The organism is Morganella sp. B601 (assembly GCF_051172335.1).
GTDB classification, from domain to species: domain Bacteria; phylum Pseudomonadota; class Gammaproteobacteria; order Enterobacterales; family Enterobacteriaceae; genus Morganella; species Morganella morganii.
Window position 1 is genome coordinate 26,971 of record NZ_JBPIZE010000001.1, and the last position, 13,643, is coordinate 40,613.

General features: G+C 41.7%; 13 protein-coding genes and 3 pseudogenes. 13 read left to right on the plus strand and 3 right to left on the minus strand.

All coding sequences use genetic code 11. From position 1 onward, the window contains the following. Positions 1-157: 157 nt before the first annotated feature. Positions 158-348, plus strand: a pseudogene (locus ACSBQN_RS00135) (IS3 family transposase); the annotation flags it as partial. Between the two features lie 78 nt (positions 349-426). Here the strand turns inward: ACSBQN_RS00135 and ACSBQN_RS00140 are convergent. Together ACSBQN_RS00140 and ACSBQN_RS00145 are read right to left on the minus strand one after the other, a co-directional pair. Beyond that, a pseudogene (locus tag ACSBQN_RS00140) lies at positions 427-713 on the minus strand (transposase); the annotation flags it as partial. Between the two features lie 105 nt (positions 714-818). Then, a pseudogene (locus tag ACSBQN_RS00145) lies at positions 819-998 on the minus strand (IS3 family transposase); the annotation flags it as partial. Positions 999-1,402: 404 nt separating this feature from the next. Here ACSBQN_RS00145 and ACSBQN_RS00150 point away from each other — a divergent pair. From ACSBQN_RS00150 to ACSBQN_RS00160, 3 genes are all read left to right on the plus strand, one after another. Next, positions 1,403-2,794, plus strand: coding sequence for a glutamate decarboxylase (locus ACSBQN_RS00150; RefSeq protein WP_434991501.1), 1,392 nt, complete (start codon positions 1,403-1,405; stop codon positions 2,792-2,794). A 95-nt stretch (positions 2,795-2,889) separates the two neighbouring features. Then, positions 2,890-4,446 carry a glutamate:gamma-aminobutyrate antiporter gene (gadC, locus tag ACSBQN_RS00155; RefSeq protein WP_434991502.1) on the plus strand — a complete coding sequence of 519 codons (1,557 nt, stop codon included), beginning with the start codon at positions 2,890-2,892 and terminating at the stop codon, positions 4,444-4,446. Positions 4,447-4,850: 404 nt separating this feature from the next. Continuing rightward, the gene (locus ACSBQN_RS00160) at positions 4,851-5,789 is read left to right on the plus strand and encodes an AEC family transporter (RefSeq protein WP_434991504.1); all 939 of its coding nucleotides are present in this window, start codon (positions 4,851-4,853) and stop codon (positions 5,787-5,789) included. A gap of 29 nt (positions 5,790-5,818) precedes the next feature. On the opposite strand, the gene ACSBQN_RS00165 is transcribed toward ACSBQN_RS00160, so the two are convergent. Further along, a protein-coding gene (locus tag ACSBQN_RS00165; RefSeq protein WP_434991505.1) for an IS3 family transposase occupies positions 5,819-6,918 on the minus strand; the annotation gives its coding sequence in 2 pieces (ribosomal slippage) (positions 5,819-6,666 and positions 6,666-6,918; 1,101 coding nt in all). A gap of 246 nt (positions 6,919-7,164) precedes the next feature. Between ACSBQN_RS00165 and ACSBQN_RS00170 the strand changes: the two genes are divergently transcribed. The 9 genes from ACSBQN_RS00170 to ACSBQN_RS00210 all read left to right on the plus strand — a co-directional run bounded on the left by ACSBQN_RS00170 (position 7,165) and on the right by ACSBQN_RS00210 (position 13,585). After that, positions 7,165-7,740 carry a tyrosine-type DNA invertase gene (locus ACSBQN_RS00170; RefSeq protein WP_434991506.1) on the plus strand — a complete coding sequence of 192 codons (576 nt, stop codon included), beginning with the start codon at positions 7,165-7,167 and terminating at the stop codon, positions 7,738-7,740. A gap of 544 nt (positions 7,741-8,284) precedes the next feature. Continuing rightward, positions 8,285-8,551: a helix-turn-helix domain-containing protein gene (locus tag ACSBQN_RS00175; RefSeq protein WP_434991507.1), complete on the plus strand. Its 267-nt coding sequence runs from the start codon at positions 8,285-8,287 to the stop codon at positions 8,549-8,551. 295 nt (positions 8,552-8,846) lie between these two features. Next, a complete protein-coding gene (locus ACSBQN_RS00180; RefSeq protein ID WP_434991508.1) occupies positions 8,847-9,206 on the plus strand; it encodes a helix-turn-helix domain-containing protein in 360 nt (119 codons plus the stop codon). A 279-nt stretch (positions 9,207-9,485) separates the two neighbouring features. Next, positions 9,486-10,031: a fimbrial protein gene (locus tag ACSBQN_RS00185; protein WP_434991509.1), complete on the plus strand. Its 546-nt coding sequence runs from the start codon at positions 9,486-9,488 to the stop codon at positions 10,029-10,031. A gap of 51 nt (positions 10,032-10,082) precedes the next feature. Continuing rightward, positions 10,083-10,814: a fimbrial biogenesis chaperone gene (locus ACSBQN_RS00190; protein ID WP_434991510.1), complete on the plus strand. Its 732-nt coding sequence runs from the start codon at positions 10,083-10,085 to the stop codon at positions 10,812-10,814. Then, on the plus strand, positions 10,798-11,355 hold the full coding sequence (locus tag ACSBQN_RS00195) for a fimbrial protein (protein ID WP_434991511.1): 558 nt from the start codon (positions 10,798-10,800) through the stop codon (positions 11,353-11,355). Before ACSBQN_RS00190 ends, ACSBQN_RS00195 begins: the two co-directional genes overlap by 17 nt. 23 nt (positions 11,356-11,378) lie before the next feature. Then, on the plus strand, positions 11,379-11,957 hold the full coding sequence (locus tag ACSBQN_RS00200) for a fimbrial protein (protein WP_434991512.1): 579 nt from the start codon (positions 11,379-11,381) through the stop codon (positions 11,955-11,957). 12 nt (positions 11,958-11,969) lie between these two features. Continuing rightward, positions 11,970-12,770, plus strand: a complete 801-nt coding sequence (locus ACSBQN_RS00205; protein ID WP_434991513.1) for a fimbrial biogenesis chaperone — start codon at positions 11,970-11,972, stop codon at positions 12,768-12,770. A gap of 59 nt (positions 12,771-12,829) precedes the next feature. Next, a complete protein-coding gene (locus tag ACSBQN_RS00210) occupies positions 12,830-13,585 on the plus strand; it encodes a fimbrial biogenesis chaperone (RefSeq protein ID WP_434991514.1) in 756 nt (251 codons plus the stop codon). Positions 13,586-13,643 lie beyond the last annotated feature (58 nt).

Genomic DNA, 13,643 nt, shown 5'->3' on the forward strand with positions numbered 1-13,643 from the left:
GCCTGCTGCCAGCAACCTTCTTCTCTGTTTGGACTGACCCCACCCCGGTAGACGATCCTGCCCCATAGTTTGAGCAATAGGAGGAGCGTATGTGTACACCACGATTGATACCTGAATTTAAGGAAGAAATGATCCGTCAGATTGATCTCTTCCCTTTCTTCAGTACCACATTATCAATGAACACCGCTCTGTATGGAGTGTTATAACGATGTGCCGGGTACTGCGTGTCACTCGGGCCTGGTTTTATACGTGGTTGCAAAACCAGTCTCATCACGGGATAAGGATAACCAGCGCTTGCTGGCACTCATCCGTGACTTTTATTCACTGAGCAGAAGTATGTACGGTTATCCAATGAAAATGATGAAATTCGTTGATTTAAAAAAAGATTTACTGAAGAACAAAGTATATTAAAAAAACTCTGTAGATTTAATCTATCAACGAGACACTTCTTTCAATTATCTCTTTCGGTATTTTGAATTTCAGTATCTTTCTGAGTCTGTTATTTAGCTGAACTGTAACTTGATTCAGCTGATTTTGAGTATATTAGTCAAGGCATATTTTTTTGGGAAAGTGCTATCGGATTAGCCTATTAGTATTCTCATTTGTTTCCCGTTGTCAGGGGCCCTGTAAGGTTTAATTCCTGCGCCGGCAGTAAATTCCTGATGCTTGGCTAGTTCCATTCCTACGTCCCATGTCAATGGTTGTAGGAGCTTAAATATCCGTCTCATTCAGCAGTCCTTCGCAACTACATGTTTTCACATAACTGTTGCATTGACCAATTGAATCAATAGTAGTCTTTCTTAATGCTTCATTTTATATTTCAACATGTTGTATCTTTTCTTCAGTTCGCGTATCTCAATTTGCTCTGGGGTAATAGGGGGATGCTTTTGGTGTTTTGCTCACCGGCTCATCCTGTAACTATTTTGCCACAGGGTCATCGTAGAAAGCCCGACGCTCATGGCTGTTGTGGCATTTACAACTGTATAGAACTGATTCATAACTAGCTGGGCTGATTTACGTTTGAATTCTGCACTGAAGTGGAACGGGGTCCTTACAATGTCATCTCTGTTTAGGTGGGAAAATTTATTAAACTGCCACAGTCTTTATTCTTAATGTATTTATATTTTATATGGTCTTTATGCGAGTTAATTAATATTTTCTATTGTGGCTTTACTGGGCAGTATGTCCTTCATAGAGAATATAAAAACGAAGTTTAAAATATTAATCAAGTGATTACCCACTATGTCAAAATATTTCATTTCATTTTGAAGTACAAAATTGGCTAAGTATGAGTGAGGCTGTCTTGTATGGAAATGGTGACATAGGATAAAAATAGGCATAGCCTAAAGTAAGTTTAATGATGTTTTGATATATTTTGAAATTAATTTTAATGGAGTCAATTATGAATAATAAATATTGTAATTATAGTGAATTGGACGATATATATTCTTCTGTCGATTTATCTCAGTCATTACCGAAGAACCATTTTCCAGAAAAAGAATGTCAACCCCGTAATGTATTCAGTGCAATACGTGATGAATTAATGCTGGATGGTAATTCAAGACAAAACTTAGCAACTTTTTGCCAAACTTGGGTTGACAGTGAAATCCGGGAACTGATGGATTTATCTATCGATAAAAATATGATTGATAAAGATGAATACCCTCAAACAGCAGAAATAGAAAATCGTTGTGTGCATATGATAGCCGATCTCTGGCATTCACCTGATGCAGAAAATACGCTGGGTTGCTCAACTATTGGTTCATCAGAAGCAGCAATGCTGGGTGGACTCGCATTAAAGTGGCAATGGCGCAAAAAGCAAATCGCATTGGGAAAATCAACAAGTAAACCAAACTTAATTTGTGGACCTGTTCAGGTTTGCTGGCATAAATTTGCCCGGTACTTTGACGTTGAACTACGAGAAATCCCCCTTGACGGAAATCGTTTGATTATGACTCCGGAAGAGGTTTTAAAGCGTGTTGATGAAAACACTATTGGTGTAGTACCAACCTTGGGCGTGACATTTACTTGTCAATATGAACCAGTAAAAGCGGTTCACGATGCACTGGATAAACTTCAGGACGAAACCGGATTAGATATTCCGATTCATGTTGATGGAGCAAGTGGTGGTTTTCTTGCTCCCTTCTGTGCACCGGATCTTGAGTGGGATTTTCGTTTACCCCGGGTTAAATCTATCAATTCGTCAGGTCATAAATTTGGCTTAGCACCAATTGGTGCGGGCTGGGTTATTTGGCGGGAAGCGAAAGATTTACCTGAAGAACTTATTTTTAATGTAAATTACTTAGGCGGTAATATGCCGACTTTTGCATTAAACTTTTCGCGACCTGGCGGACAAATCATAGCACAATATTATAATTTTCTGCGTCTAGGACGTGAAGGTTATGCGAAAATTCATAATGCCTGCTATGCGACAGCGCATTATCTTGCTGGTGAAATTGAGAAATTGGGTCCGTTTGAAATGCTCTTTGATGGCGACAGCCAGAAAGGTATTCCTGCTCTCGCATGGAAAATCAAAGAAGGCGTAAATACCAATTATTCATTGTACGATATTGCAGATAAACTACGTAGTCGTGGGTGGCAGGTACCGGCATACTCTATGCCGGCACACCGTGAAGATTTAGTTGTACAACGTATTCTTGTTCGTCATGGTGTCAGTTTAGATCTTGCATCCTTGTTAATTGAAGATTTTAAACGTGTTTTAGATTACTTCAATAGACATCCGGTAAGTACGCCGTTGTCTGAAGACGAAGGTGGTGGTTTTAATCATAGTTAATAATATATATTGAAAAATAGGGCAGAGATTTTAGTTCATCTCTGCTCTTTTCAATATCTGTACTATGTTAATTAATATATTTTAAGAGAATGTATATGGCTATACCAAAAACAGAAATTTCGGCTAATAAACTAACATTGTTGGGTTTTTTCTCTATAACTGCATCCATGGTTATGGCGGTGTATGAATACCCAACATTTGCAACTTCAGGCTTTAGCTTGATTTTTTTCTTATTATTAGGTGGCCTGTTATGGTTTATTCCTGTTGCACTCTGTGCAGCCGAAATGGCAACTGTAGAAGGATGGGAAGAAGGTGGGATTTTTACATGGGTCTCCAATACGTTGGGAGAGCGCTGGGGATTTGCTGCTATTTCGTTTGGTTATTTACAAATTGCTGTTGGCTTTATTCCTATGCTGTATTTTGTATTAGGTGCATTATCATATATTCTAAACTGGCCGGAGCTAAATACTGATCCTATTATTAAAACTATTGCTGCTCTGATAATTCTGTGGGCTTTAGCATTTACCCAGTTTGGTGGTACAAAATATACAGCAACTATTGCCAAAGCCGGCTTCTTTGCCGGTATTTTATTACCTGCATTGATTCTTGTTGTATTAGCTATTAGCTATCTGACAAGTGGTGCGCCATTGGCAATTGAAATGAACGTATCAACTTTTTTTCCAGATTTCACTCAAATTGGGACTCTTGTTGTCTTTGTGGCTTTTATTCTGAGTTATATGGGGGTTGAAGCATCAGCTACACATATTAATGAAATGAAAAATCCAGGCAGAGATTATCCTGTGGCAATGTTTTTATTGATGATTGTTGCTATTTTCTTGAGTTCTATTGGTGGTTTATCTGTTGCTACAGTAATACCTAATAGTGAAATAAATCTTTCTGCGGGTGTTGTACAAACATTTAATCTATTAGTGAGTCACTTTAATCCAACGATTGGGTGGGTTGTGCGAATCATTGCGGCATTATTGCTACTTGGTGTGTTAGCCGAAATTGCCTCCTGGATTGTTGGTCCTTCCCGTGGCATGTATGTTGCCGCACAAAAAGGGATATTACCTCAGTCCTTTGCTAAGGTTAATAAAAATGGGGTACCTACTATATTGGTTATTTCTCAGCTAATAATTACGACAGTAGCGATTATTGTATTAACAAACACTGGCGGTGGTGGTAATATGTCGTTTCTAATTGCATTAGCACTGACGGTTGTTATATATCTATGTAGTTATTTTATGTTATTTCTAAGTTACATAAGTTTGATTTGTAAACAACCAGAGAAAAAACGTGCTTTTAATATACCTGGTGGTAAGAGCTTAAAGTTAATTATTGCATCTACTGGTTTTATTATTTCCATCTTAGCTTTCGTTGTTTCATTCTTTCCACCGAGCTCACTACCAGTAGGAGCAAATAATGAAATATATATAACATTACTTGGCATTAGCTTTGTAGTGATTTTCTTGGTACCTTTTATTATTTATGCTCTTCATAATAAAGAAGGTAAGAGAACTATGATTTCTATGGTGCACATAAAAACACATAATTCACCAAAGAATTACTTTTTTATTCATCCTAGGGCTCGTTCTGTTTATTATTTACTACATAGAAATAATGAGCCGGTTGATATATCAGACGATGATTAGTAAATTTAAAGTCTATCTTATGGGGATCTTAGCAAGGATGCTTTTATAAATTATAAAGTCTTATTGATAAGGTAAATGTAAAATTATTTTTTAAAGTAGAGTGGGAGGTGAATAATTTATGAACACTATAAAGAATGGAGTGTTGCTTATGTTAAGTTTTTTACTGGATTAAAAATGATATAGGATAATGTTAAGTTATATTTTCTGGGATTTAACGTTAATATTTTAAGGTTGTATATTGAATAATGTCGAAATTATAAATAAATTTAAGTGTAATCCCGTGCTTCCTTTTTATTCCGAACCGGAATCTGGTGTTTATATACTGTAAACGACAGCTAGAAATACAGAATATAATTTAAGATACCTGTATTCCATATATAATAAAGTTATGAAGAGTATATCTAATGCTAGAAATTATTATTACTGCGTTGTTACCAGTTATTGTTACACTTTTACTTGGTTTTTTTGCAGGGCGTAGACATGATTTTGATAAAGATCAAGCATCTATTTTGAATCGTATGGTTATGCTATATGCTTTGCCATTATTATTGTTTTCAGGAATACTTAGCACCCCATTAAGTGAAATAATAAAAAATATAATGGTTTTTATATGGATTTTTATAGGAATGGTAGGCGGGTTTTCTTTAGTTTTTATTATTTCCAGGTTTATGTTTAAATCAGATTGTCGCATGGCATCATTACGTGCAATTGCTATTGCAGGCCCGGCAGTTCCATTTATAGGAACACCTGTTCTGGGAGTGCTTTTCCCTATTGATGCAGACATTGCAATTGCTGTTGGTAGTCTGGTTTTAAATTTAGTTTTAGTTCCTGTCTCTTTAATGTTTTTGGTGAAAAATACTAATGTAGTTAAGAAAAGTGCTTTTTCTGTTATTTCTGAGAGTTTAAAAAATTCATTAATTCAGCCTGTGGTATGGGCTCCGATATTGGCATTCATTTTTTTACTTATTGGCTTTGATATGCCAGTTTTTTTAAAAGGTTCCTTTGTGTTATTAGGTCAGTCTACCGGAGGAGTTGCATTATTTGCAGTTGGTGCAATCTTATATGCTCAAAAGATTAGTTTATCATTTCCTGTACTAATAAATACTATAGCTAAAAATATTCTATTACCATTAATTGTTCTTATCATTATGACTATACTGGCGATTCCTCATGTGGAGCTAAGCTTAGTTTCTGTTACGCTAGCTATTCCAACTGCTTCGATAGCCGTTATTTTTGCAGTAGAGTATAAAATAGGGGAACAGGAAATGGCTTCAACTCTCTTTCTGAGTACAGTTTTATCTGTAATAACGATGGGGGGGGTTATTTGGTTTACAGGAAATTGATCTCTTCCCCAATTCAGCGCCAGGTTAAATCAGAGATCCGGACCTTTTTGCAGACTTCGGATGAATTCCTCCGGAGTCTGGTTATTTAACGAGGAATGAGGTCTTTGCCGGTTATATTCCTGCCGCCAGCATTCGATCTTTTCCTGCGCATCTTCCAGCGACAGGAACCAGTGAACGTTCAGACACTCGTCACGGAAGCTACCGTTGAAGGATTCGATTAACGCATTGTCCGTCGGCTTTCCGGGCCGGGAGAAGTCCATCGTTACCCCGTTTTCATATGCCCATTTATCCAGCGCCTTTGAGATAAATTCGCTGCCGTTGTCGGTCTGAAACCGTTCGGGAACACGGTGCTGTAACTGCTTCAGACGCGCCATTACCGCAACCACATCGTCACCCCGCAGACCCTGTCCAACTTCTATCGCCAGACATTCCCGACTAAAATTATCGACTACAGTCAGTGCCCGGATCCGGCGCCTGTTGAACAGATTATCAGCAACGAAATCCATACTCCAGCACTGATCGGCTGCCGTCACTGCCGGACGCTCCTGTCTGTGCCTGGCTGTGACATGTCGCCGGGGTCGCTTTGTCCGCAGATTCAACCCTTCCTGACAATAAATACGGTGGGTTTTCTTATGGTTAATCAGCCAGCCTTCCCGGCGCAGCAGGATATGTATGCGCTGCACGCCGTAGCGGATGCGGGTTTCCGCTATTTCCCTTATCCGCTGCGTGACTGCGCGGTCGTCACGTCGGCTTTGATAGTGGTAGACCGTGCGGCTCTGCATCATCAGACGACAACCACGCCGCAGCCCGATACGGTAGGCCTCCAGCAACCAGGTTACCGCCTCCCGCTTCTGGGCTGGTCTCAGAACTTTTTTTTGATGACTTCCTGCAGCATCTCTTTGTCCAGACTCAGATCTGCCACCAGGCGCTTCAGACGCTGGTTTTCTTCCTCGAGCTGTCTCAGGCGGCGAAGTTCTGTCACGCCCATACCACCGAATTTTTTCTTCCAATTGTAAAAAGTGGCTTCAGAAATACCCATCTTTCTGCACACTTCCTCTACCCGGGTACCGGTTTCAGCCTGTTTCAGGGCAAATGCTATCTGTTCTTCGGTATAACGTGTCTTTTTCATGTCAGATGACCTCTTTTTTCAGGAGAAAAAAAGCAGGAAAACTCTACTTTATACCGGTACTGAAGAAAGGGAAGAGATCAACCCGAAAAAAGATAATGTAATTTTTGTTACAATATCATACCCTCATTGGGAGTATGTTTGTGTATCTTGTGGGCACATGTTGTATCTTCTGTAGTTGATACTTTTTTAATTTAATTCAATTCAATTCAATTCAATTCAATTCAATTCAATTTAATTTGGGTAGTTATGCGTAATTATTTAACCTTTTCTGAAGTCAAACTTCTACTGAACTCCGCACAAAAAACATACCATTCAGAACGAAACTATTGTCTGATTTATATGAGTTTTATCCATGGATTCCGGGTCAGCGAAGTATGCCGCCTGCGTCTTTCTGATATTGACCTACATGCTCGTGAAATGTTCGTTTCACGTTTGAAAAATGGGTTTTCTACTGTACATCCTATCCCGCCTGAAGAGTTTGTTTTCCTGAAGAAGTGGCTGGAGATCAGGTACCGGTATGTAGGCAAAGAAAGTGACGATTTTGTATTCCTGACTACCAGAGGTAAGCCGTTATCACGGTATACGGTTTACCGTATGATTAAAAAGGCAGGAAAAGAAGCCGGACTGAGTGTTGATGTACATCCTCATATGCTGAGACATGCATGTGGTTATGCATTAGCTGACAGACGGATGGATACTCGTTTAATTCAGGATTATCTCGGACATATTAATATCTCCCATACAGTGCGATACACGGCAAGTAATCCATTAAGATTCAAAGGGATGTGGAAGGATTTTGTTTTCACAAATGCAACAAAATGATACATAATGTTGATTACTGATTTCGATCGTATTTTACTTAGGATTCTCGGTAATCTGCAACCCTCACTACTCCTTGTTTTTTCGGATCTTTCAGATTGTAACAAACACAAACAGGTTTCTTTTATACTGCTAACCAACTGTTTATAGAGTATAAAGTAGTGCCGCTATTTATTTTTTAAACCACTTAGCCATGAAGCAGCACTAGTTTATAATGCTGCGTTATTCATTTTTAGTTACTAATTAAGAGCATTATATTAAATAAAAATAAAATTCATAAAATATAACATCGCGGAGGGGGGGGCGCACATTATGTATCACTTTGTTGATCTTTAACTGATAAGGATTTTTGCCCACAGGGTTTTTGGCGGGCACAGGCTGAAGTAACCGTGAAAACTAAAAGCGAAAACTAAAAGCAGAAAGGTTGCATGGTAATACAGATAAACTGTTAGGTACTGGGATTATGTTCTGAAACGGTAACCCGTATTCACGGGAAAGGTTGCAATAGTATTCTGTGGTAGAAAAGGTATTGTCAGCCGGAGTAGTCATGACTTATAACACTAAAAAACATACAGGCGATAAAACGCGTTTATCCCAAAATGCAGGCGAACTTATTCGTAACCTGCGTACTATAAAAGGAATCAGCGGAAAGGAGTTCGGACATATTGTCGGGCTTAGTCAGCAACAAGTTTCACGTTATGAAACCGGAAGGGGAAGACTAACACTGGAACTCCTCTGGCGATTTGCTGATGCGTTTGATCTGACATTCTGGGAACTTATAGATATGCTTCATCATTCTTTTATACAAGAATAAGATGATACTTGGCAGGGAGTATCAATATTTAATTGTATTACTATGTCTGGTTGTCGGAATGATAATAGTCTGTCCTTTAATTAGAAAGACTAATAAAATATCATGATGGAGTGATGTTTTTATTCATTTCACAGTTTTATTAACACCATGTTTTTTACAAAGATTTTATTATTGTAAATATTTATCGGTAATAAAAATAAAGCTGCAGACTATATTTGATGGCTGGTCAGTTATTAAAAGTAAAGTATCTTTTTTTACTGCACAAAAAAGAATACTGGTAAAGAGGATGCATGATATGAGTAAAAGCCATAAAGCTGAGAAACAGATCAGTACAGAATCTACTGATCTTCTGACTATTCAGGTTGCAGCCGGTCTTCTGATCAGAAAGCTCCGTTATGAGCATGGGATGAGTGGTGCTGAGCTGGGTCAGGCAGTCCGAATAAGCCAGCAGCAAATCTCCCGCTATGAACGCGGGGTCTGTGACCTTACACTGTCTCAGACAGAAGTTTTTGCGAATGTTTTTGGTCTGACACTCTGGCAATTTATAGATAAATTATTCTTCATCCTTTATAACCGCGATACCGGTGAACAATTGCCGGCACTATTTACCAGCGGGGGGTTAGCTGAAATAGTAAAGAGACCAGATGTGATTTAATCATTTTTTTCACCAGACTGTATTTGTAAGCCGGACAATGACTTCATATTATAAATATACCATTACAGTAATGCCTGATATCCGTAATGTTTTTCTGTCTGAATGTACAGGGTATTATCTGAAGCTCCACACGTGTCCGGCTATATAATTATGATATCAGACTGTTTTATTGGATGTTAATTTTTATAGATTCATATGTTCTATAATATGTGTGTAAAGAAATCCATTTTTAAAAAAAATGGGTTGTTTTTTTAATTTTAAAAAAGAGAACTTTTATTTATGTCTTTAAAATCAAACGTAATATCAACCATGTTATTTACAGCAATTACCGGAGCAAGTCTGAGTGCTAATGCGGCACCTGCCGCAGACGTTACACTTACCGGTATTATCACGAATACTACTTGTGATATTACAGTTAATGGCGGCCAGGCTACCCTGAACGTCGGAACATTTAAAACTGCTGACATTACAGGTGCAGGCGTGCTGACTCAGGTTGGGGATACTCCATTACCGGTAGCGCTAACTTGTAATGATACCGAGAATATGGACTCTGCAATGGGGAGCTTAGTTGTTCAGGGTAATACGTCGAATCTTGATGTAAGCAATAAGCTGTTCACCTCTGTGACAACAGGGACGGTAGGGTTCATGCTTAAACTTGAAAATAACACTGATAATATTGTTGCTAATCAGCCAGTTACAGTCCCTGGGACAGCGGGCGAATCTGCTTATAATTATACTTACAAAGTAGGTATGGCCAGTGCAACAGCTGAAGCTCCAGCTGGTGCTTACAGTGCTCCGATTACCGTTGCTTACCTCGTAAACTAATATAATGTTTAAGGGCCGCTCTGAGGGAATCTCAGGGCGGCATATGATGCAATGATAAATTTTAGAAATATTAATGTTTTATTACTGTTGATTATTGCAGGGATGGCTTCAGCTATTGCTGGCATTTCTATTGACAGTACCCGTATAGTTTTCCTGAGTGACAATAGCCTTCGTGGAAAAAGTATTGGTGTAACCAGCTCTGCTTCATCAGCAACACCATATTTAGTAAAAACACTAATAACGGGTGATGCTGAAGGGAGAAATATCCGGTCTCCCTTTATAACAACGCCATCATTGTTTCGCCTCGAACCTAAAAGCACAAATCAGGTATTAATTGTAAAAAAAACGGATTCTGCTGAATTACCCGGTGACAGAGAATCCATTTTCTATTTCCGTGCGATTGCCATGCCTGCAGGGGGAAAACAAAATATCATACCTTCACCGGCAGTTGGCGGGGTGCTTCAGGTATCCACCGCCACGGTAGTCAAACTATTTTATCGCCCCGATGGGTTGCCTCTCTCACAGCAGCAAGCCATGAGTATGTTGCAGTTCTCCTCTGTGGGGACTGGGTTGAAAGTGACTAACCCGACGCCGTACTACATCACACTCGCGGACCTCAAAGTGGCCGGGGTGGCAGTCCCACTCAGTGCTGCTGCTGATAACACGCTGATTGCCCCTTTTGACAGTCGTATCTATAACCGTGCCCCGCATCAGGGGAAGGTGGAATGGAAAGCGCTGAATGATTATGGTGGTGCGGAGGTATTTCATGGTTCCGTCCGTTAAATGCCTGCTCAGTATGATGATGCTTTACATCCTGGCTTCAGCGTCAGTATGGGCGGATGATAATTCCTCCGTCGTGGTTAATTTTTCCGCTCAAATCAGTGATGGTACCTGTGGTATTCAGTTATCTGAGGATACCCTTCAGTTCGGGGTTTATAAAGCTATTGATTTTCAGCCGGCAAAGGCAGTGGCGATGCTGCCTCTGACCGCAACGGTCACCTGCTCAGGGCCAACAACCCCGAAGCTGACCGTTACCGGTACCACACCCTATTCTGCCAGTCCGGCTATTTTCCGTGATGCTGACTCAGTGGCGGACGGTGCCGGGTTTATGGTACAGCGGGATACAGGGAGCCTTGATTTAAGCTCCTTTTATAATGAATCAACGGCAATAAATAATGGTACTTCTTTTTCGTTATCTCCCGTCAGTGCTGCAGACACTCCGCAACCTGAATTTTTCTTATTGGGGTTGGTCCGTGCCGGAAGCGGAACTGTTTCTCCGGGGGTCATTAAGGCTGCATTAATGTTCACTGTGTCTTTTGACTGAAGGCTGACAGAAGGAATAAAAAAATGTATCAGACATTACGAACCTGCTGTGTGTTGTTCACGGTCATATGCGGGGGGGGATTGCCGGGACTTGCTACCGTTGCACAGGCAGCCGGATCTGCCGATACAACAATTAATTTTTCGGCCACACTGGTTGGCGGAAGTTGCAAGGTTGCCGTCGATAATAAAGATATCACGTTCGACCCTGTTTCTTCCGCGGCGGTTATCGCTGCGGGTGAAAACGGGATCGACCCGAGGTCGTTTACCCTTTCATTTTTAGGTTGTAACGGATGGGGGCTGACTCCCAAAATTAAAATCAGCGGTACAACTATTACCTCCGGCATACCACTATTCCGGACTTCCGATACGGAAAGCGGTTACTCGCAGGGTTATGGGGTGAAGTTAACACAGCAGGGTGAAAATACTGCGATATCCGATCAATCTGTAATCACACTTGGCGAAAAAACAGCGCAGCTCAATTTGTTAGAAAGTAAACCACTCACATTCGAAGCCCGTCTGTCCTGTGGCAGCTGTACTCCGGGGACCGGGCTCAGTGGCGGTAACCTGAAGGCTGCTGTGACATTTCAGTTTCTTTATGAGTAAAAGGAAAACCAGTTGAACCGATGCTATCAGCATAACAGGCTGAGGGTAGTACGTGCAATATTGCCTGCTGCCGTAACAGCACTGACTGTCCTTCTGAGCTGCCAGGCCTCGGGAGCTGACGGGGGACTGCAACTCAGTCAGACCCGGGTTATCTTTGATGCCCGTGCCAAAAATGCAAAAGCCACTATCAGTAATCAGAGTGACCGTGTGTACCTGGTCAAAACAGGCGTACTGGCGACACCGGACCCGGATGCGGCAAAAAAGGATGCCACCGTGCCTGCCGCACCCTTTATGGTAACTCCTCCCTTATTTCGTCTGGAGCCGGACAGTCAACATTCGGTACTGGTCGTACGGAACGGAACGACTGAATTACCCACAGATCGCGAGTCTGTTTTTTATCTGAGTATGCTGGCTATTCCCGCAACGGCAAAACAGGCGGAAGAATATAACACCGGTGTCTCTGCCCGGGTATCCGTGGGGATACAGACAGTGATCAAGTTGTTTTACCGTCCTGCAGGGCTGTCAATGCCGGCCGGGGCTGCGGCGGAAAGCCTTACTTTCCGTCAGACGGGTCACAGCCTGCAGGTCGGAAATCCGTCCCCCTATTTCGTGACACTGGCCCGGCTCAGCCTGAACGGCAGTATGCTGAACGTACGGGATACTGAGGCGGGAGCCATGATTTCTCCGTTTTCAGTACAGAACTATCCGGTAACCGGTCTGGCTCAGAAAGTGAGCTGGACTACGGTCAATGATTATGGCGGCGAGAGTGCGGAATATCACGCCGGCGTCACTCAGGATGATAATGTCCGATGATGAAACGAATATCTTTTGCTGCATACCGTGACCGGTATACTGATATCCGGACCGGAATTATGCGTGTGACAGGAACACTGTTTCTGTTATGCATGGCCCTCTCCGGTTCGCAGGCCTGCGGGGCAAACAACAGTAATAAAGACGGCATAACCCTGCAGTCCACTCGTGTGGTGTATCCCGGATACGAGAAAAACGGTATTACGTTTGCACTCACCAATAACACTGCACAACCATACCTGCTGCAGGCACGTGTTATCCCCTGGATGGCTGAACCGGAAGGGGAAAATGACGGACAAAATGCCTCTTCTGATACTCCCGGTGTTCCGTTTATTGTATTACCTCCTTTACAGCGGTTTGAGCCGTCGGAAACTCTGACACTGCGTATCCGGCTGACACGGAATACACTTCCGGTAGACCGGGAATCGGTATTTGTACTCAGTCTGAAAACAATACCCGGTCAGTCTGCACCATCCGGACCGGCACAACTGGTACTGGCTGTGCAGAATAACCTGAAGCTGTTTTATCGTCCGGAGGGACTGCCTGAGTACAGTGCCGGGCAACTGGCCGGACAGCTGCGCTTTCACCGGCAGGGAACTCATCTGATGATCACCAACCCGACACCTTATTACATAACGTTCCGCTCACTGTCAGTGGGGACACAACCTGTGGAAGCAGAGTCATTATCTCAGTGGATCCCTCCATTTGGCGAACAGATGTATCCCCTGCCTGCTGATGCGCAGGGGGAAATCGTCTGGCGGCTGATTGACGGAACAGGTCGTGTGACACCTGCACAGTATCGTCCGTTATCAGATTAACCCGTATTGAGGAACTGGACTGACTGATGGTGATTACCGGTCCCCGTATTTGATTTAT